This is a genomic window from Tenacibaculum sp. IB213877, assembly GCF_034043975.1.
In the GTDB taxonomy this organism is placed as follows: Bacteria; Bacteroidota; Bacteroidia; order Flavobacteriales; family Flavobacteriaceae; genus Polaribacter.
In genome coordinates, this window is record NZ_JAXCHH010000004.1 from 88,158 (window position 1) to 110,257 (window position 22,100).

The 22,100-nt window shown below is 31.3% G+C and carries 17 protein-coding genes; 12 read left to right on the forward strand and 5 right to left on the reverse strand.

Annotated elements, in window-relative coordinates; all coding sequences use genetic code 11:
* Positions 1-31 precede the first annotated feature (31 nt).
* On the forward strand, positions 32-388 hold the full coding sequence (locus SLH33_RS03750; protein WP_320417736.1) for a PUR family DNA/RNA-binding protein: 357 nt from the start codon (positions 32-34) through the stop codon (positions 386-388).
* 118 nt (positions 389-506) lie between these two features.
* On the opposite strand, the gene SLH33_RS03755 is transcribed toward SLH33_RS03750, so the two are convergent.
* The 4 genes from SLH33_RS03755 to SLH33_RS03770 form a co-directional block, all read right to left on the reverse strand.
* Positions 507-653, reverse strand: coding sequence for a hypothetical protein (locus SLH33_RS03755; protein ID WP_320417737.1), 147 nt, complete (start codon positions 651-653; stop codon positions 507-509).
* Between the two features lie 139 nt (positions 654-792).
* Complete coding sequence (locus SLH33_RS03760; RefSeq protein ID WP_320417738.1) at positions 793-1,857, reverse strand: chorismate-binding protein; 1,065 nt, start codon at positions 1,855-1,857, stop codon at positions 793-795.
* Entirely contained in the window at positions 1,854-2,705 is an 852-nt protein-coding gene (locus tag SLH33_RS03765; protein ID WP_320417739.1) for an alpha/beta fold hydrolase, read from the reverse strand. The genes SLH33_RS03760 and SLH33_RS03765 overlap by 4 nt, the downstream gene beginning before the upstream one ends.
* Complete coding sequence (locus tag SLH33_RS03770) at positions 2,705-3,121, reverse strand: PaaI family thioesterase (RefSeq protein WP_320417740.1); 417 nt, start codon at positions 3,119-3,121, stop codon at positions 2,705-2,707. The genes SLH33_RS03765 and SLH33_RS03770 overlap by 1 nt, the downstream gene beginning before the upstream one ends.
* A 60-nt stretch (positions 3,122-3,181) precedes the next feature.
* On the opposite strand from SLH33_RS03770, the gene SLH33_RS03775 reads away from it, so the two are divergent.
* From SLH33_RS03775 to SLH33_RS03820, 10 genes are all read left to right on the forward strand, one after another.
* A complete protein-coding gene (locus SLH33_RS03775) occupies positions 3,182-3,694 on the forward strand; it encodes an IS1096 element passenger TnpR family protein (RefSeq protein WP_320417741.1) in 513 nt (170 codons plus the stop codon).
* 76 nt (positions 3,695-3,770) lie between these two features.
* Entirely contained in the window at positions 3,771-4,673 is a 903-nt protein-coding gene (locus SLH33_RS03780) for an ABC transporter ATP-binding protein (protein ID WP_320417742.1), read from the forward strand.
* A 21-nt stretch (positions 4,674-4,694) separates the two neighbouring features.
* A complete protein-coding gene (locus SLH33_RS03785) occupies positions 4,695-5,543 on the forward strand; it encodes an ABC transporter permease (protein WP_320417743.1) in 849 nt (282 codons plus the stop codon).
* Positions 5,544-5,583: 40 nt separating this feature from the next.
* Positions 5,584-10,125: a T9SS type B sorting domain-containing protein gene (locus SLH33_RS03790; RefSeq protein ID WP_320417744.1), complete on the forward strand. Its 4,542-nt coding sequence runs from the start codon at positions 5,584-5,586 to the stop codon at positions 10,123-10,125.
* A gap of 67 nt (positions 10,126-10,192) precedes the next feature.
* Complete coding sequence (uvrB, locus tag SLH33_RS03795; protein WP_320417745.1) at positions 10,193-12,181, forward strand: excinuclease ABC subunit UvrB; 1,989 nt, start codon at positions 10,193-10,195, stop codon at positions 12,179-12,181.
* A 176-nt stretch (positions 12,182-12,357) separates the two neighbouring features.
* A complete protein-coding gene (locus SLH33_RS03800) occupies positions 12,358-14,181 on the forward strand; it encodes a hypothetical protein (protein WP_320417746.1) in 1,824 nt (607 codons plus the stop codon).
* 4 nt (positions 14,182-14,185) lie between these two features.
* On the forward strand, positions 14,186-14,677 hold the full coding sequence (locus SLH33_RS03805) for a hypothetical protein (RefSeq protein ID WP_320417747.1): 492 nt from the start codon (positions 14,186-14,188) through the stop codon (positions 14,675-14,677).
* A 66-nt stretch (positions 14,678-14,743) separates the two neighbouring features.
* A complete protein-coding gene (locus SLH33_RS03810) occupies positions 14,744-15,283 on the forward strand; it encodes a TlpA disulfide reductase family protein (RefSeq protein ID WP_320417748.1) in 540 nt (179 codons plus the stop codon).
* Between the two features lie 9 nt (positions 15,284-15,292).
* Positions 15,293-16,048, forward strand: a complete 756-nt coding sequence (locus SLH33_RS03815) for a hypothetical protein (RefSeq protein ID WP_320417749.1) — start codon at positions 15,293-15,295, stop codon at positions 16,046-16,048.
* 293 nt (positions 16,049-16,341) lie between these two features.
* Positions 16,342-18,003 (forward strand): SBBP repeat-containing protein, encoded by a 1,662-nt coding sequence (locus tag SLH33_RS03820; RefSeq protein ID WP_320417750.1) that lies wholly within the window; start codon positions 16,342-16,344, stop codon positions 18,001-18,003.
* Positions 18,004-18,077: 74 nt separating this feature from the next.
* Here the strand turns inward: SLH33_RS03820 and sucC are convergent, their stop codons facing one another.
* On the reverse strand, positions 18,078-19,274 hold the full coding sequence (gene sucC / locus SLH33_RS03825) for an ADP-forming succinate--CoA ligase subunit beta (RefSeq protein WP_320417751.1): 1,197 nt from the start codon (positions 19,272-19,274) through the stop codon (positions 18,078-18,080).
* A gap of 323 nt (positions 19,275-19,597) precedes the next feature.
* Between sucC and SLH33_RS03830 the strand changes: the two genes are divergently transcribed.
* Entirely contained in the window at positions 19,598-22,096 is a 2,499-nt protein-coding gene (locus tag SLH33_RS03830) for a DUF5916 domain-containing protein (protein ID WP_320417752.1), read from the forward strand.
* The last annotated feature ends 4 nt before the right edge of the window (positions 22,097-22,100 follow it).

The window sequence follows — 22,100 nt, forward strand, 5'->3', positions numbered from 1 at the left end:
ACATAACCAATAAGTTTTTAAGATTAGAATTATGAGCGAGAGAGTTGAACAAGAAGAAATCTTTTCACAAGTTTTAAGAGCAGGAAGAAGAACTTACTTTTTTGATGTAAGATCTACTAAAGCAGATGACTACTACTTAACTATTACAGAAAGTAAAAAATTTACACATGATGATGGTTCATTCCATTACCAAAAACATAAAATTTATCTTTACAAAGAAGATTTTACAGATTTTAGAGAAATGTTAGATAAAGCCACAAGCTTTATTGTTAACGAAAAAGGTAGTGAAGTAATTAGTGAACGTCACCAAAAAGATTACAAAAAAGAAGAAACGTTAGAAGCTAGCTCTACAGGAAGCTTCACAGACGTTTCTTTTGAAGACATTTAATTAAATATGTAAAAGAAACTTACCTTAGTTTCCTTTTACCAAAAATTTTAATTCAAATTCAATTTACACACAAAAACCACTAATCATATATTTTATGTTGGTGGTTTTTTTATTAAAACTATTCTAAACAGTTTTTAATTTGCAAATTATCTTTTTTTTCTCCCAAAAAACTCTCTGTTTTTAGGGCTGAAAAAACTCTACCTACTCTACTGTTTAGCTTATCATCATAAGCTATACTCTTTCTTTTACTTTGATTAAATAACATAGCAATAAATTTTGTATTAGTAATTATTTTCTATAAGCATTAATTTTTAAGCTTGTTTAAAGTTACACATAAAAACAATACAAAACACATAAAAGTTTAAAAACAAACATTTTACCCTAAAATTAAAGGTGATTTTCCTTTACAATACATTTTTCATTGTTAGGCTTTTCGCCTTGGTTTCCTCCCATTCTTTTTCTGGAATACTATCTTTTGTTATCCCACCTCCAATATAAATCTGAGCAATGTTTTGTTGGATTTGCATGCAACGCAAGTTGACAAATAAGTTAGAAAACTTAACTTCTTCTTCTCTTTTAAAGTTTAGTTCTCCTAAAAAACCAGTATAAAACTCTCGAGAATAATTTTCATTGTTTAAAATGAAGTTTTGTGCTTCTTCTTTCGGATAACCACATACTGCAGGAGTTGGATGTAACGTTTTTATTAATTCTGATTTATCTTTAGAAAAAACACCTTTAACAATTGTTTTTAGATGCAGTAAACTTCCTGCTTTTACTGTTTCCACCTCATTTGCTTCTACTGTTTTACAAATAGGCTGAAGTTTTTCCAACAAATAATCTGTAACCATTTGCTGCTCTTCCAGTTCTTTTGCTCCCCATAAAACGTTTTCTTCTCCTTTGTCTACTTGAGTACCTGCTAGCGACATCGTTTCAAATTCATTTTCAGAAATTTTAACCAATGTCTCTGGGGTAGCTCCTAACCACAAACCTACTTTGGGGTGAAACCATAAGTACACAAAAGCTTTCGGATAAACATTGACTAGTTTTTTAAAGATTTCAATTACATCCATTTGATGAAGAACTATCTCTTCCTTTCTTGATAAAACCACTTTTTTAAAGGTTCCTTTATTAATTTCGTTAATTCCTCTTTTTACTAAATCAACATGATTTTGTTTCGAAGTATCCTCTTTTGAAGTATCCTCTAAAGAATAATTTTTCTTTTCTCCAATCGCTACACTAAAATCAATTTCTTCTTGTAAAAATTCAGATTCTTTTCTAGGAATTAAAACCGAAGGCTCATTTGAGTTAAAAGGTGCAAAGACAAATCCGCTTTCAGCATAATCTTTAGTAGTAAATAATTGATCACTATGCTGTAAAAAAGCCGAAATAATATTTTCATTAGCTTTTTTATACACTACAAACGGTAAGTTATGGTGTAAACTTGTTTTTATTTGTTGTAATATATTCAATCTAAATAATTTAAAATTTGTTGTTTGATTAAATCAAATTCTGTCCAAACCAATTCGTGACCTACATCTTCTATGTCTACTAATTTGAATTGTTCTTTCGGAAAAATATTTTGTAGTCTTTCTGAATTTTCAAAAGGCACAATCCAGTCAGAAGTACCATGAACACTTATAATATTATTAGGATTCTGTTGCCATGAATGCTCAAAATGAGCCAAATTTTGTTTGTGCGATAATTTTTCTTTTGAAGCTTCTTTCCAAACATCTGGCAACAACCCTCTTGAAAAACCCCATTTGTAAAGATTGATTGTCCATGGTATAAATTCAAAATCACTATAAACAGCAGGAGCTAATAAAATAACTTGTTGTACCTTTTTATTTACTGCTAAAGCGATGGGGCCTCCGTAAGAATATCCAACTAAAATCACTTTATCTGAAGGAATTTCAGCCATAATGTTTATCACCATATCACGTTCAAAAGCAATACTTTCTTGAACCGAGTTTTCATCTTTATACCCATACCCTATTCTGTCATAAGCTACCATATTTGCCTTGGTTTGCAGTAAGCTATCTTTCATGTATTTAGAAAAATCATGTAACGAACCTATAGCTCCATGAATAAACAGGATTGTTGGCAATGAATCATTCTTTTGAATTTTTATTTTTCTATACTCAAACCCTCTAAATTTTTCGTGTGTTAAAGATGGTTTTATAGTACTTTCTTTATAAGAATCTAAAATAATTCTATCCGATTTTGGTCGAGAAAAACGAACAAAAACTATATACAATCCAATTGCTACAACAAAAAGAACAAGCAATACAATTTTGAAAATCTTTTTAAAAAGACGCATTATTTTTTATCTAAAATAATGTTGGTTAACTTACAGATAGAAATCAAATTATCTTCCTCATCAACAATTTTCACCTCCCATAAATGTGTAGTTCTCCCTTTGTGAATCACTCTTGCTGTAGCAAACACTTCTCCTTCTTTTTTGCTTTTAATATGATTGATACTTAATTCAATGCCTTTAATTACTTTTTTAGACGTATCTGTAAAAAAAGCGGACGCAGAACTACCCACGGTTTCTGCCAAGGCAGCAGTTGCGCCTCCATGTAAAATTCCGTAAGGTTGATATACTCTAGAATTCACTGGCATTTTTGCAGTTAAATAATCCTCCCCCACATCAACAAACTCAATTTCAAGAGTTTCCATTAAGGTATTTTTATTGTATCCGTTAAACTTTTTTAAGATGGTTTCTTTGTCCATGAAGTACGTAGTTTGAATGGTAAAAATACGTATTTTTGCGTTTACATAAAACGAATAAAAATGTACAAAGTCCGTGTAATTTTAGACACTCAAGAAGATGTAATTAGAACTGTTCTGGTTGATGAAAAACAATCATTAGAACAATTACATTATACAATTGCCAAAGCTTTTGGTTTTGACGGACAAGAAATGGCTTCTTTTTATCTTGCTGATAGTGAATGGAACCAAGGTGAGGAGATTCCGTTGTTTAATATGGCGGAAGCTGGAGAAGGACTTTCAATGGCTACTAGCATGTTGAATGAAACGTTACCAAACCAAAACGACAAGTTAATTTATGTCTATGATTTTTTAAATATGTGGACGTTTTATGTTGAAGTTATTGAACAATCAGATGAAGAAATAACTGAACCAAAAACTATTTTATCTTTTGGAGAAGTCCCAGAGGAAGCTCCCGAAAAAGAGTTTGAAAATAAAAATTTATTTGAGGATTTTGATGATGAGTTTGACGACGAGTTTAAAGACGAATTCGATGATTTTGAGCGTTTAGACGATTTTGATTTTGATAACTTCTAAGATTAACTTCTTAAAAATTAAGTAACAATTTGGTATCTTGTTCGTCGTATAGAAAATCGACTAAACAAGTTTATCTTTGGAAACAATACTTTCAATTAAAAATCTCGACAAAAAATACGGTCGAGTTCACGCGGTTAATAACCTGTCTTTTGATATTAAAAAAGGAAATGTTTACGGTATTTTAGGTCCAAATGGTAGTGGTAAATCTACAACCCTTGGCATCATTTTAAATGTTGTAAACAGAACTTCCGGTAGTTTTTCTTGGTTTGACGGAACATTATCTACTCATGAAGCCTTGAAAAAAGTAGGTGCCATTATAGAGCGACCAAATTTTTATCCATATATGTCAGCAGTTCAAAACCTTGAATTAATTTGTAAAATTAAAGGTGTTGATTATGATAAAATTGAAGAAAAATTAAAGATTGTAAATCTTTTTGACCGAAAAGACAGCAAATTCAGAACCTATTCTTTAGGTATGAAACAACGCTTAGCCATTGCTTCTGCCCTGTTAAATGACCCAGAAATATTAATTTTAGACGAACCTACTAACGGATTAGATCCTCAGGGAATTCATGAAATTAGAGAAATCATCAGAAAAATAGCCAAAAACGGAACTACCATTTTGTTAGCATCTCATTTGTTAGATGAAGTAGAAAAGGTATGTAGTCACGTAGTCGTAATTAGAAATGGTATTAAGTTATATGATGGTCGTGTAGATAATATGATTGCCTCAAACGGTGTCATTGAGGTTAAAACCGATGGAGATCAAGAAAAATTAGTCAATATTCTAAAAAACCATCATGATGTAGCTGCTGTAAATGTTGATGATGAGCTGGTTATAGCTAGATTAGAAAATGAAGTTCTTGCCTCTACCATTAACGCTTACTTGTTTGAAAATGGGGTTCCTGTATCTCATTTAGTTCAAAGAAAGTTAAGTCTTGAACAACAATTTTTAGAGCTAACCAACCACAAAAACTAACCTTTCAAAAAAAACAACAACATGTTACGTCTTTTAGATATAGAATTTCATAAATTAAAACATAACCGCGCTAGTAAAATTTTATCCATCATCTATTTTGGATTATTAGCATCTATAGCGCTTATTGCAGCTATTAGGTTTGATATTGGTCCGGTTAAATTTCATTTGGCCGAACAAGGCATCTTCAACTTTCCATATGTATGGCACTTTAACACATATATAGCAGCTATACTAAAATTCTTTTTATTGCTAGTTATTGTTTCTATGATGGCTAACGAATACAGTTACAAAACCTTAAAACAAAATCTGATAGATGGATTAAGCAAAAAAGAGTTTATTTTATCTAAATTCTATACAGTTGTTGTTTTTGCAGGAGTTTCAACCATTTTTGTATTTGTCATTTCTTTAATTTTAGGATTAATTTATTCTGATTTTAATGAAATAGGCATCATCTTTTCAGAATTAGAATACTTATTTGCCTTTTTCATAAAACTGGTAGGTTTCTTTTCTTTCGGATTATTTCTGGGAATCCTTATCAAAAGATCTGCTTTTGCTGTAGCGGGAATGATAGTTTGGTTGGTTGTTGAGAGTCTTATAAAAGGATATTTGTACTGGAGTTTTAGAAATTCAGAATCTATTGTAAGTGAAAAAGTTGATGCTATCATGCAATTTTTTCCTCTAGAAGCAATGCAAAATTTAATTAAAGAACCTTTTTCTCGTTTAGGAGCTGTACAATCGGTAGCGAAACAGATAGGAGAAACTGTAGTGAAAGATTATTCGGTTAGTATATTGAATATTATTGTAGTACTTTTTTGGACATTTATATTTATCTATTCATCATATGCTTTGTTAAAAAAGAGAGATTTGTAGGAAGTTTTCATTAATTTTGATTTCGTCAATCAAAAATTTCATGAAAAAACTTACTCTTTTAACACTACTTTTTTCAACTTTTTTAGCTTTTTCACAAAAGCAAGCTAATGTATGGTACTTTGGTAGAAATGCAGGAATAGATTTTAACTCAGGCACACCTACTTCATTATCAAACAGCCAATTAAACACTTTAGAAGGGTGTTCTTCTTTCTCTGATGAAAATGGAAACCTATTATTTTATTCTGATGGAATAACTGTATGGGATAGAAATCATACAGTAATGAGATATTCTAATGGGAATTTAGCCAACGATTTAAAAGGACACCCTTCAAGTACTCAGTCTGGGATGATTATTCCTAGACCTGGGTCAGCAAATATATATTACTTATTTACCGTAGATGATGGCCCAGGATCAGATGGTATTAGTAATGGTTTAAATCTATACACTATTGATATAAGCTTAAACGGAGGATTAGGCGAATTAATTGATGAAGATGGAGATGGTGTTTTTTTTAAAAATTTATCTAATGGAAGAGAAAGTGATTGGACAGAAAAAGTTGCTGCAGTAAGAGGTAGTGAATGTAATACCTATTGGGTTGTTTCCGCTGTACAAAATCAATTCTATGCCTTTAAAATTGATGCCTCTGGTGTGAGTTTAAATCCTATTATTTCCACAGTTAATGAGTTTATAACTAGAAGAGGATATTTAAAATTATCTCCTGATGGAACAAGGCTTGCTGTTGCTAATCAATCTTCCACATCATTGTTATATGATTTTAGTTCAACTACTGGGGAAGTTGGAAATAGAGTAATAAATCTTACCAGCTTTGGCGATGGAGAGCCATATGGAGTTGAGTTTTCTGTAGATTCAAAAAAATTATATATTTCTACTGTTGAAGGATTCAGGCAAACAATGTTTGATCCTCCTACTACTTACAGACTTTTTCAATTTGATTTAAATCAAACAAATATTACTGCTAGCAAATTTTTAATACATCAACAAATCCCAGGTTTTAGAGGTGCTTTACAGTTAGGTCCAGATAGTAAAATATATGCTACTATACCTCTTGCGTATGATGATCCTTCTGGTGATTCGGAATTTTTAGATGTTATTGAAAATCCAAATGCTAATGCTGCGGATGTTATTTTTACAAAAAAAGCAGTTGATCTTCAAGGGAAACTATCAACACAAGGGTTGCCCCCGTTTATATCTTCTCTATTACTTCCTATACAAATAGTCGATTTAGCTACTAATGAAGTAATTAACAATCAAGACCTTCAATATTGCATCGGAGAATCTATAAACATTTCACCTGAAACTGTAACTGGTAGTAATATTAACTATGAGTGGACTTTTGACAATGGATCAACCATAACGGCAATTTCAAATACTTCCAACTTAACTCTAAATAACTTAGACACAAGCAACAATGGAGCTTATTTACTTACAGTCACTTTAACGGATGATTGTGGTAACCAAACAAAACTTGAAGGAACTTTTAATATTGGTGTTTATCAGCCAGCAACTGCTGGCTTACCGAGTGATATTAGTTTTTGCGACACTGATGGAGACGGCTTCAACATTTTTGATTTACAAGCAGATGTTACTCCTCAAGTATTAGGCACTCAAGATTCTGCTCAATTTGAAGTATTGTATTTCTTAACTCAAGCAGATGCAGATAATAACGTTACGGCTAACGCATTACCTAATCCATATACAAATCCCTCAGCATTCAGCTCACAAACCATTTTTGCTCGTATCCATAATATTGATGCTCCCGATGCTTGCTATGATACCACACAGTTTAATTTAGTAGTTACAGGATATCCTCAACCCTCTCAACCAACCGACTATGCTGAATGTGATGATACTGCTAATGGAGGAGATACTGATGGATTTTTCAATAATTTTATTTTGTCTACTAAAGATATTGAAGTACTAGGAAGCCTATCTCCTACTCAATATTCTGTTTCCTACCACACAACACTTACTGGAGCGCAAACCGATGCTCTTACAGATGTAATTGATAAAAACAACCCTTACCGTAATACCACAGCAAACCAGCAAACCATTTTTGTACGTGTGGAGAATGTAGATAATCCCAATTGTAGTGCTGTTTCTGAAAACGGTACTACCTTTGAACCATTCAATTTAATTGTAAATCCGCTACCAGTTATTACCAATGACCCTGCACAACTTACTCAGTGTGATACAGATGCCGATTTAAATACAAACGTCAATTTAACACAAGCAGAAATCAATATTTCAGCCGATTATACCAACGAAACTTTCATCTACTATCCAACACAAGCAGATGCAATTGCTGACACCAATGCTATTACCAACACCTATTCCTACAATGTTTCTGACGGAGATAGCGTATGGATAAGAACCATTACTTCACAAGGATGTTATCGTATTTCTCAGCTAGATATTACTGTTTCCTATGCAGGTGATGTAGCTTACGACAGGCTTTTTCAAGTATGTGACGACTTCTTAGATACTGACGGAAATGATACTGCTAATAATAACGATACCGATGGTATTTCTTATTTTGACATCAGCGATGCTGAAAATGAAGTAAAAGCACTTTTTCCTGTGACTATCCAACAAGATCTAGACATACTTTTCTTTGAAACTATAGCCGATAGAGATGCGGTTATCAATCAAATAACCGATTTAGCAAATTACAGAAATACGAATGTTCCTGCTACAACACAACAACCTATTTACATTAAAATTATAAATACAGTAAACAATGATTGTACAGGTATTGGTCAACTCTATATCTTAGCGCAACCCGTTCCCGAAGCTAATCCTGTTAACAACATTACCCTCTGTGATGATTTTGATAGTGGAAGTTATACTGATGGAGAAAATGTCGGTATCGATTTAACAACACAAAACTCAGGTATCTTAGGAACTCAAAACCCTGCAGACTATACCATTACTTTTTACACTTCTTCAACTGATGCAAATGTGGGCAACAACCCTATTACTAATGACACCAACTTCAGAAATACTGCTCCTGCAGGTTTTACTGTTGGAGATGTTAGTACACAAACCATATATGTAAGAATTGAAAACAATACAACAGCTTGTTTTAACGATCATCTATCGTTTGATATTGTTATAAATCCACTACCTACTATCAACAATACAATTCAGCCTCTTGAAGTATGTGATACCGGTGCTGTTGATAATGACACACGTAATGGATTAGAACAACAAATCGATTTAAGTGTAAAAGATGCTGAAATCCTTGACGGTAGAGATCCTGCTCAGTTTGAGGTTAGCTATCACACATCACAACAGGATGCTATTGACGGTGTGAATCCGGTAAATAAAATTAGTTATGACAACAACCCTCTTACCACTACGGTAACCGACAATATAGGAGAAGAAACACTATGGATTAGTATTTTAAACAACGTAACCGGTTGTCGTTATGGAATTAACTCATTGCTTATCCGTGTGCAACCTGAACCTAACATCTTACTTACTGATATTTCTAACATATCCGAATGTGATAATGATGATGATAGCGATGATACCAATGGTATTATTCAAACTATCGATTTAACTACTAAAGAAACGGAAATTTTAACAAATTACCCCGTAGCTCAACACGATGATTTTACCATCACCTATCACTTAACCCAAGATGGAGCTATTAATAATACAGATGTAATTCCTGATACAGAAACTAGTGCATATACCAATATCAGCAATCCGCAACGCATATATATAAGAGTAGTTTACAATGATACAGGATGTGTAAATGATGATACTTTTTTTGACATTATTATCAATCCACTTCCTGATTTTCAGGTAACCTCTCCACAAATTGTATGTTTAAACAATCCTCCGGTAGTTTTACAAGTAGAAAATCCTAACGGAACGTATGATTACATCTGGACAAAAGATACAGATCCTACAGTATTGGGTACAACAGAGCAATTAAATGTGGATGTTGGCGGACACTATCATATAACTGCTACCAATACAACTACTGGCTGTACTCGTACCAGAACTATTATTGTAGAAGAATCTATCATCGCTTCTATTGAAGAAGAGGATATTACTATTATAGATGATTCTAACAACAACTCCATCTCTATCAATAATGAAGATAATAATTTAGGTGTAGGAGATTATGAATTTGCACTTCAAAACGAACAAGGTTTTATTGTACAAAACTTCCAAGACGAACCCTATTTTGAAGGTTTAGAAGGAGGAATATATACCATTTTAGTACGAGATAAAAACGGTTGTGGCCTTGCCCAAATTGAAGTCTCAGTCATTGAATTCCCTAAGTTCTTCACCCCTAATAATGATGGATATAATGACACTTGGACCATCAAAGGAGCTAATACCGATTTTTACCCACAAAGTACTGTTTATATTTTTGATAGACATGGTAAAACACTAGCTAGCTTCCCTATTGATAGTGAAGGATGGAACGGACTCTACAACGGAAAACCACTACCTTCTAACGATTATTGGTTTAACATACAACTTATCGATAACAACGGAAATATCAAAAATAAAAAAGGGCACTTCTCCCTGCTGAGGAAGTAATTTCGTTTAAATTATAAATAAACATACGGATAGCTTTAATTAAAAAAGCTATCCGTATTTTTGTTTTATGGATTTTCAATTAGAATCAGACTTTAAACCAACTGGCGACCAACCTCAAGCTATAAGTCAACTTGCAAACGGAATTAATTCCGGTGAAAAATACCAAACATTGCTTGGTGTTACAGGTTCTGGAAAAACTTTTTCCGTGGCCAATGTGGTTGCTGAAGTACAACGTCCAACGCTAGTTTTAGCACATAACAAAACGCTTGCCGCTCAGTTATACTCAGAGTTTAAGCAGTTTTTCCCCAACAATGCTGTAGAATATTTTGTTTCGTACTATGATTATTATCAACCTGAAGCTTATATTCCTGTAACTGGAACCTATATTGAAAAAGATCTATCCATCAACGATGAAATTGAACGTCTACGAATTAGCACCTCTTCCTCCCTACTTTCAGGACGAAGAGACGTTTTAGTAGTAGCATCCGTTTCTTGTTTATACGGAATTGGAAATCCAACAGAATTCAAGAAAAACGTAATTCCTATTGAAACGGGTCAGCAAATTTCCCGTACCAAATTCTTGCATCAATTAGTAACGAGTTTATACGCAAGAACTGAAGTAGAAATTAAAAGCGGAACTTTTAAAGTTAAAGGTGATGTAGTTACTATTTATCCGTCTTATGGTGATAGCGGATACCGTGTCCATTTCTTTGGTGATGAAATTGATGAAATTGAAACCTTTGACATTGAAAATAATCAAATAATTGAAAGACTAGATCGTTTAACCATTTATCCTGCAAATTTATTTGTTACCTCTCCAGATGTATTGCAAAATGCTATTCATCAGATTCAGGAAGATTTAATGAAGCAATACGACTATTTCAAAGAAATAGGCAAACATTTAGAAGCAAAACGCTTAAAGGAACGTACCGAATTCGACTTGGAAATGATTCGAGAATTGGGATATTGTTCGGGAATTGAAAACTATTCTCGTTATTTAGACGGAAGAGCAGCCGGAACTCGACCGTTCTGTTTGTTAGATTATTTTCCTGATGATTATTTAATGGTGATTGATGAAAGTCACGTAACCATTCCGCAAGTGCATGCTATGTATGGTGGTGATAGAAGCAGAAAAGAAAACCTGGTAGAATACGGATTCAGATTACCTGCCGCCATGGATAACCGTCCGTTGAAATTCGAAGAATTTGAAACACTACAAAACCAAGTAATTTATGTTTCTGCAACTCCTGCAGATTACGAATTACAAAAAACCGAAGGTTTATTTGTTGAACAAGTTATTCGTCCAACAGGATTATTAGATCCAGAAATTGAAGTTCGACCTAGTTTAAATCAAATTGATGATTTAATAGAAGAAATTCAAATCCGTGTTGAAAAAGACGAACGAACTTTAGTCACTACTTTAACCAAACGAATGGCAGAAGAGTTGGCTAAATATTTAACCCGAATTCAGGTGCGTTGTCGCTATATCCATTCTGATGTTGACACCTTAGAACGTGTAGAAATTATGCAAGACCTCCGAAAAGGTTTGTTCGATGTTTTGATTGGTGTTAACTTATTGCGTGAAGGGTTGGATTTACCGGAAGTTTCCTTGGTTGCAATTTTAGATGCTGATAAAGAAGGTTTTTTACGTTCACATCGTTCGTTAACGCAAACTGTGGGTAGAGCTGCACGTAATGTAAATGGAAAAGCGATTATGTATGCTGATAAAATCACTAACAGTATGCAAATGACCATTGATGAAACTAATCGTAGACGCGAAAAACAAATCAATTACAATACCGCTCACGGAATCGTACCAAAGCAGATTAACAAAAAAATAGACAACACGTTGTCTAAATCAGCTATTACGTCTTATCATTACGATAATGCTACACAAAAAGCTGCTGAACAAGATTTAGAATACTTACCAAAACAAGAAATAGAAAAACGTATACGTAACAAACGTAAACAAATGGAAGAAGCTGCCAAAGCCTTAGATTTTATGGCTGCTGCCCAACTACGTGATGAGATTGAAATTTTAAAAGAAAAACTGTAAGACACATATATACAAATAGTTAACAAATTCATTTAAGGGTTAACCCTTAGAAAGCTTCTCAGGGTTTTCCATTAGACGATTAGGGTAAACCCTGAGGCAATATTTAGGGTATTTGTAAGTTGTACCCACACATTTTTTTGGGTAGGTTTGCTCTCGAAAAACTATAAAAATTTGCCATGAAAAAAATTATCCAAACTAAAATTGCTAAATTATTAATACTTCTATTAATATCTACAATTTCTTTATTCTTATGGAATTGCGAAAAAGAGGAAGTTATAAATAGCTATAACGAACAAAATGTAAACAATTCTTCTTATTTTATTAGATCTATTTCATACAATGAAGTTGTGAACAATTCTGTTTTACAAAAGAAAATGCAACTATTTAATAATGAATATAAAAATGCTGCTTCTAAAGAAACAAGTTCAACAAACTATAATTTTACCATTAATAAAGAACAAGGCAAATATTTAGAATCTCAAGACGGTTACCATTCATATACATTTTTAGTAGAACGCACAGAATATAATGGATATTTAGAAAACATTTTATTTTCGCTTCAGCCTGATGGCGAGTATAAAACCATTTTAATCAAATACAAATTATCTGCAGAAGAACTTATTAATATTAATCTAAGTAAAGAGATTTTTTTAAATGATGAAAAAGTTATATATGAAGTTCTAGAAGACGATAATTTATTAAGTGTTTTTTCTAAAGACCAAAGTGATGAATTAGATGATGGTACACCACTAACTACTAGTATATGTATGGTAATGATGGTTAAATATTGTGAAGCAGGCTATTGTACTGGTGCTGATTTGTTAACCTGTAGTACACCTGGTTGGTATCAACATATCTCTTGCTCTACAGGAGGTGGAGGAAATCCTTTAGGAACAGGAGGCAATGGGAATTCGAATGATAACGATCCTTCTGAAGGAGGAGGCGGTGGTTCTGGCAGTGGTAGTTCTTCAAGCTCTTCTAACGATACAACAACCATTGTAGTTGTTTCTCCTGAAAAAGAACTATTTCATAAAATAGATAAATGTTTAAATTTAACATCAGAACAAGAAGCATGGATAAAAAATGAAGCAGAGAATTTTTTAGAAAGTGAAAATATTTTGCCATTGTACAATTATGTACAAACTAATAATTGTTCAGAAGAAGCGCAAAACTTTGCTCAACTAGCCATTGAAGCTTTGATGAATGACGGTGAAGTGGATTTTGAGAATGGAATTATTATTGATGAGACATATAAAAATACAAAAACAAAATGTATTCATGATAAATTAAAGAGTAATGATAATTTTTATAAGAAAATGCTTACAAACTTCGATGGTTCAAATTCAAATATCTTAAAATTCAAAGTTGGTGATCCTCAAAATGGAGATTGGGGTATTACAAAAGGAGATACAGATAATTTAAGAGAATTTTCTATTACTATTAGCAGTAATATTGAAAACAGTTCTAACTTAGCTAAAATGGTAACATTATCTCATGAATTAATACATGCTTATATTTACGATACACTAGAAGACTCGGGCTATTTAACCTATTATCCTAATGGAGACCCTAAGTTATCAGTCACTTGTATTAATGGGATTAATTATAATGATATTAATTTAAATTCTTTATCAATTGAAGATCGATTTGTTGCTCTTATCTGTGCTATGAATCAAAATGGGACACTAACACAACAATGGACACATGAATTATTTAACACTTTAAATTTTGATGTTAATGTTTATAGACAAGAATTAGAAAATATGATTTATGGTGAGCATGATTGGAATGCAGAAAATCAAACCTTTATAAATAATGCTGAAAGCTTATTTGGTAATAATTGGAAAAGAGAAATTTCTAAAGCGGTCTCTTGGATAGGTTTAGAAAATACAGATGAATATGCTGATTATCTAAATAGCTACAATACTAATTTTCAACAATTTATATATATACAGCAAACTAGAAATAATATATTAAATTTAAATAACAATTGTAATTAATAAAATGAATACTAAAATTTCAATAAGTATACTATTTTTTATCCTAATAAATATTAATCTATTGAGTCAGTCAGACAAATACGATGTAAGTATTTTAATTAATAATAAAATAAATGGTAATAATATTTCTAATGACAGCTTAATATATCAAACATTTTTTTTACCTGAAACCAAAAACTATATTCAAAAAAAAATTTTTTTCAATGAAAAAGGTGAACTCATTACTAATTTAATTATCCCTGATTCTACAGGTAAAGACAGCCAATTGGTTTTCTACTACAAGAATGATAAAGGTGATAATCCACCCAAAATATTAAAAAAAGAAAAAGTAAAAAATTTAATAGTATACCCTAAAGATTTTATAGGTTTAGAAATATCAAAAGCCAGAAAATTATTACAAAACTCCAAGAATATCTTTATAATTGAATCAGATTCAATCTTTGGGTATTATGTTTTAAAAAAAGTAATCCTGAAAGATAGGTTATCAGGATTATAATAAAGTAAATTATCTTAAGACCAAAAAACCTCACTTTTTAGTGAGGTTTTATAAAAAAAATTAAATATGAAAAAAACGATACTTTTAATTTTATTACTCTTTTTAAGCTTTGTTTCTTTTTCTCAAAGTCGTAAAAGCTTTCCACATAAAGTGATGTTAAAAGATATTAATGGCAACAGAGTGTCATCAACAACCTTTTATAATTTTAACAAACCCATTATTATTGATTTTTGGGCTACCTACTGCAAACCATGTATACAAAAAATTGAGCTTTATAAAAAGCAATATAGAGAATGGCAAGACAACTATGGAGTTAAAATAATTATTATATCAGTAGATGAAAAAAGATATCAAAAAGATGCTCTAAAACTCATTAAAAACCGAAAATGGCCTTTTCAATTTTATTTTGATAAAAACAAAGAATTATTAAAAAAGCTAAGCAAAAGTGAATTGATACCGCAATCTTTTATTTATGACGGTAACTTTAACTTACAAGCTCATAACAATGGTGGTGTTATAACTAAAATAAAAGATAATAAGGTGATAGATATATTTTTAGACCCTAAATACAAAAACACTCTTAAAAAAATTTCAGTAAACCAATAAAAATAAACTATGAAAGAAACAATACTTTTAATTTTATTAATCTTTTTAAACCTTACTTCCTTTTCTCAAAAAAAACAAGAAAGTACCATATATTTAAATGAAAATTTTGATAAGATTACCTATAAAAAATTTAAAGAAAAACTAAACTCTCATTTTTTTGCACGTACATGGGCTGAAAAAGAAGGAAAAAAAATAATTAAACTACGTTATTTAGATTATTATGGAAAGTTAGGAAGTTTAAAAAAATCACAATTAAACAAATTATATTATCAAAAATTTAAATTAGATACTACTAAAGTTTGGTTGATACATTATATTGATACTTTACCAAAGGTAAATCCGAATGGCTCAATTAAACTCACCAAACATAATAAAAGGTTAAAACATTTAGTGTTAGGTCGAAATGACCCTGATAAAACTTATTCAGTAAAAAGCAAAAGTTTAAAAAAAGCTGCCTCTAAGCAAAAAAAATATTACAATATCAAAGGTAATCATTTTAACTTTCTTTATTTTTATAATATAGACAAAGGTTTTGGTAAATTTGATAAAACTCTTTTTCTAAAAGATTACAATCAAATATTAAAAAAGTCATTTTCTGATGGGTTAGTTACTTTTGAAACAATAATTATACATCCTGATGGTCAGTTTTACATGTCTTGGCATCCTCTTTACAAAAAAGATGAAATTAAACTTACCAATTATAAATATTATGAGAAGGAAAAAATAAAATGGTTAAATAATTTTAATAAATACAGTTCTAAATAAAATTTAGTTTATTTTTTTTTATTATTAAAAATATATCTTAAACATGAACAAATTGTTCTTATTACTACTACTTCTTTTTAGTTTAAACATTGCTTTTTCTCAAGAGATAAAAATTTTTTAACCAAAAAAGAAGTCAAAATCTTCAATTTAGCCCATAAGAAAAAAGACTCTAATTATTACACTGAAACTAAGTTAATTTCAAAAAAATAGTAGATCAAATAATATGGTAATTAAGCAATCATCAAAATTATTTTAATTTATATATTTGCCCCTTTATTAAAATAAATGTGCTTATGAAAATTAACTTGCAAAAACTCTTACTTACAGCTTTTCTATTTTTATACAACCTAACTACTTTTAGTCAATCATTTGAATGGGTAAAAACTATAGGTGCAAGCGATTTTGATGCAGGTTACTCAATAGCTATAGATAACTTTGGAAATATCTACACAACAGGGGTATATACAGGCACTGTAGATTTTGACCCAGGATCAGGAGTTTATAACCTAACCTCCACCCAACCTTATATAAATAAGGATATCTATATACTAAAAACAGATTCTGATGGAAATTTTCTTTGGGCAAAATCCGTTGGGGGTATTAATGAAGATTATAGCAAATCAATAAAAGTTGATAATTCAGGGAACGTTTATGTAACTGGTCAATTTGTTGGAGTTGCTGATTTTGATCCAGGACCTGAAACTTTTAATGTATACTCAGCAGGAGATGATGCTTTTGTTCTTAAACTAGACACCAATGGTAATTTTTTATGGGCAAAATCATTTGGTAATAATGCTTATTCTTTAGCTGTTGATGATACAGAAAATGTATATATCACAGGAGATTTTTACAGTAATACAGATTTTAATCCTGGAGCTGAATCGCACATGTTATATGATAATGGCTATGGAAATGTTTTTATTTTAAAATTAGATGTTAGCGGTAATTTTGTTTGGGCAAGATCTTTTGGAGGAGATACGTATGATCGGGGTATGTCAATAGCTGTAGACAATTCAAACAATATATTTGTTACTGGGTACGCACAAGTTACAGGTGGAACAGATGTTTTTATAATAAAATTTAATGAAAGCGGTAATCTCATTTGGACAAAATCCCTTGGAAATAATAACCATTTAAATTATGGTCACGCAATAGATACAGATACTACTGGAAACATTTATGTAATTGGTCAGTTTCAATACATAGTAGACTTTGATCCAAATGATGATATATATAACTTAACTGCTGGAGAGGGCTGGAATGACGTATTTATTTTAAAACTAGATACAGGTGGAAATTTTATTTGGGCAAAATCTTTTGGTGGCATAGGTGAAGAGTACCCTAGCAATATGATTTTAGATAATTATGGAAATATTTATACTACTGGTTTTTTTGATAATACAGCCGATTTTGATCCTGGAGCAGATATTTTTAACTTAACACCTTATCAGGATGGCTTTATTGATGTTTTTGTTCAAAAACTCGATACAAATGGTAATTTTTTATGGGCTAACTCTTTTGGTGGAAGTAATATGGATTATGGTAATTCTATTGCTTTAGACTCATCAAATAACTATTATATTGTTGGTTCTTTTAGAGGTTTTGCAGATTTTGATCCTGGAGCAGGAACTTCCAATATAACATCAACTGGTGATTATGATGTTTTTATTAAAAAAATGAGTCAAAATAATGCGTTAGGTATTGAAGATTTTTCTAATAAGAATGAAGTGGTAGTTTACCCTAACCCAACAAACGGACAAATAAATATTAAATTAAATAATGAAATTAATAATGTTAAGATTATTGTTTCTGATTTATTAGGAAGGATTATTACTGAAAAGAATTATTCTAAATTATTAAATACTAATATTAATCTACCAAATAAAAAAGGATTGTATTTTGTAACACTTAAAAACCTTATTGGTAGTAAGACTATAAAAATTCTCAAGCAATAAAAACTTTTATGAACCAAAAACCTCACTTTTCAGTGAGGTTTTTTTAATATCTAACTAAGAATTAATTGTACATATTAAGCTTGTAAAACTTCTTGTACTTTATCAGCAGCTTCTTGGAACTCAGTAGCTGAGATAATTTCCATTCCGCTGTTATCAATTAATTCTTTTGCTTCTTTAGCGTTTGTTCCTTGTAAACGTGCAATAATTGGCACATTAATTTTATCTCCCATGTTTTTGTAAGCATCAACAATACCTTGTGCCACACGGTCACAACGTACAATACCTCCAAAAATATTTACTAAAATAGCTTTTACATTAGGGTCTTTTAAAATAATACCAAAAGCAGTTTCAACACGTTGTGCATCTGCAGTACCACCAACATCTAAGAAGTTAGCTGGCTCACCCCCTGCTTGCTTAATTAAATCCATAGTACCCATAGCTAAACCAGCACCGTTTACCATACATCCAACGTTACCATCTAAATCTACATAGTTTAATCCTGCAGCCTTAGCTTCAACCTCAATTGGGTTTTCCTCACGTAAATCACGCATTGCTGCATAATCTTTATGACGGAATAATGCATTTTCATCTAAACTAACTTTAGCATCAACTGCTAAAATCTTATCATCAGATGTTTTTAATACCGGGTTAATTTCAAATAATGAAGAATCTGATTTTACATACGCAGTGTATAAAGCAGTAACAAATTTTACCATTTCTTTCATTGCTGCACCGCTTAAACCTAAGTTAAAAGCAATTTTACGCGCTTGAAAAGGTAATAATCCTGTTCCTGGATCAATTTCTTCAGTAAAAATTAAATGCGGAGTTTCTTCAGCAACCGCTTCAATATCCATACCTCCTTCTGTAGAATACATAATCATGTTTCTACCAGTACCACGGTTTAATAAAACCGACATATAAAATTCGTTTGGCTCACTATCACCAGGATAGTAAACATCTTCAGCAATTAATACTTGGTTTACTAATTTTCCTTCAGCAGGAGTTTGAGGTGTAATTAACATCATTCCTAAAATATCATTAGAAATTGATTTTACCTCATCTATGTTTTTAGCAAGTTTAACACCTCCACCTTTTCCACGACCACCAGCGTGAATTTGTGCTTTAATTACGTGCCAACCTGTGCCTGTTTCTTCTGTTAATTGTTTAGCTGCTTCAACAGCTTTTTCTGGAGTATCTGCAACAATTCCGCGTTGTACTCTAACGCCAAAACTGCTTAAAATTTCTTTACCTTGATATTCGTGTAAGTTCATTAGATAAGAATGTTTTTTTAAGTCGAACAAAAATACAAATTCAAACTAAAAAATAAGGCTTTTACTCGTAAAATATAAATTATTTGGGTGTTTCTTTCTTATATTTTTTGTCAAGCACAAAAAATATAAGAAAGTCGGGCTATTCACACTCGCTTTTTTTTCACAAAAAAGAGCTCAAACAAATGTTTCTATCCCTAACACGTTAAAAAAATGTTAAGAGCGTCACAAATAAAATTTTTAAAAGTCTTTAAGATAATTAACACGATTTTAAGATTTGTCTAACTTTCAGATAAATATCTTAGCCCCGTAAATAACTAACAAACATGCAGAAAACTGGTTTTCTTTTTATTACTATTTTATTTTTAAGCAATTACACTTTTGCACAGCTTAATCAAAACAGAAAAAAAGTACTCGCAACCCGTGCCACACAAGCTCCTAAAATTGATGGTAACTTAAATGATATTTCATGGAAAAATGCACCATTAATTAACAATTTTATTCAATTAAGACCTGAAAATGGCGCTCCTGAACCTGCTGATTATAAAACCGAAGTTAAAGTAGTTTATGATGATAATGCTATTTACATAAGTGCTATGCTTTTTGATCCTAATCCAGATAAAATTTTAATGGAATTTGCTAATCGAGATAATTTCGGGCAAGCCGATTTTTTCTTGGTGACTATCAATCCTAATGATGACGGACAAAATCCTTTTGAATTTGTAGTGCAAAGTACCGGAAATCAAGCCGATTCAAAAGTATCTAACGGGAATGAAGATTTTAACTGGAGTGCTGTTTGGCAAAGTGATGTAAAGGTAATTGATAAAGGTTGGACGGTTGAAATGAAAATACCCTATAGAGCCTTACGATTTGCAAATAGAGAAATACAATCTTGGGGATTCAATTTTCATCGTAAAATAGAAAACCTAAACTCTCAATTTACTTGGAATTTCATTGATAATACCAAAGGAAGCTGGACTCAATACGATGGCTTAATTGAAGATTTTAAAAACATCTCACCTCCTACACGTTTAAATTTATATCCTTATGCATCTACAACCACAAAAACCTTTGATGGTGAAACCGAATTTGATTGGAGTGCAGGTATGGATTTAAAATACGGTTTATCAGAAAACTTTACATTAGATGCTACTTTAATTCCCGATTTTAGTCAAGTAGGTTTTGATGATGTAGTGTTAAATCTTGGCCCGTTTGAACAACAATTTACAGAACAACGTCAGTTTTTTACAGAAGGTACAGAGTTATTTACTAAAGGAAATTTATTTTATTCAAGAAGAATTGGTGCTTCACCCATTGATCAATTTTCAGATGATAGAGATTTGCAAGATGATGAAGACTTCATTAATGGTACAAAAGTGAATGAAGAAATTGAGTATGAAAAAGTTCAAATGTTAAACGCCATAAAAGTATCTGGAAGAACAAAAAACGGTTTGGGTATTGGTTTTTTTAATGCTATTACTGATAAAAATGAAGCTATAGTACATAGAACTGAAAAAAATATTTCAGGTAATGACACCATTACAACTAAAAGCAATTACAAAGTATTAGCAGAACCTTTTGCCAATTATAATATTCTGGTTTTAGATCAGCAGTTTAATCAAAACTCTGCTTTAACACTTATCAATACCAATGTAACTCGTAATGGTCGTTTTAGAGATGCCAATGCAACAGGATTACTTTGGCACGTAGAAGACAAAAAAAGCACCTATAATATTGACGGCTCATTCAAAACTACTCATATAAGTGATGATCTTGACAATCCTACACCTGGATATGCTTTTGATACAAGTATAGGTAAGCATGCCGGCAAATGGCGTGGAGAAATTGGCTATTACTTTGAAAACAAAGATTATAACCCTAATGATATGGGTATTTTATTCAGCAATAATGAACAAAGTATTTATGGTTTTGTAGGTTATCGTCAGTTAAAACCCATAAGTATATTCAATGAATTTGGTATGAATTGGTGGTATGATATAAATTTTCAACATAAATCAGGTATTTATACCAGTACAAATACAGGACTTTCGTTTTGGGGAACTACAAAAAAACGATTTGGTTTTGGAGGAAACATCAATTTTTCATCTAAAAGAAAAGATTATTTTGAACCACGACAAGGTAGTACTAGTGGTGTTTATTTTGAAAGACCTACGAGGTTAAATGTAAACCATTGGGGTTCTTCAGATTACAGAAAAAAGTTTGCAGTAGATTATGACTTTTGGCATACATTTAATAAGCAAACAGTTGATGATATAGATCAAAGAAATTATGGTTTTAATTTCAAACCTAGGTATCGATTTAGTAACCAACTTTCATTTATTTATGGTTTTGGTTTTAGTAAATCAGACAATGAATATGGTTATGTAGATGAGGAAAATGATGATATTATTTTTGGTTTACGAGACTGGACTACTTATAATAATTCTCTGACAGGAAAATATAGCTTCAGCATTAAATCATCATTATCATTATCATTCAGACACAATTGGAGTAAAGTTCCTTACAAGCAGTTTTTTGAATTGAATACTGTAAATGGAAGTTTAGAAAATACTGATTTTAATGGAGATTACAACAAGAACTTTAACAGTTGGAACTTAGATTTAAACTATGTGTGGCAATTTGCTCCAGGTAGTCAGTTAATAGCTTTTTATAGAAACTCTATTAGCCCTGACTCTGATTTTGCCCCTGCAACTATTAATTTTAAAGACAACTTAAATAAATTATTTGAACAAGAAATGCAACACACTTTTTCAGTTCGTTTGGTTTATTTTATAGATTATAATCAATTAAAAAATGTATTATAATTAA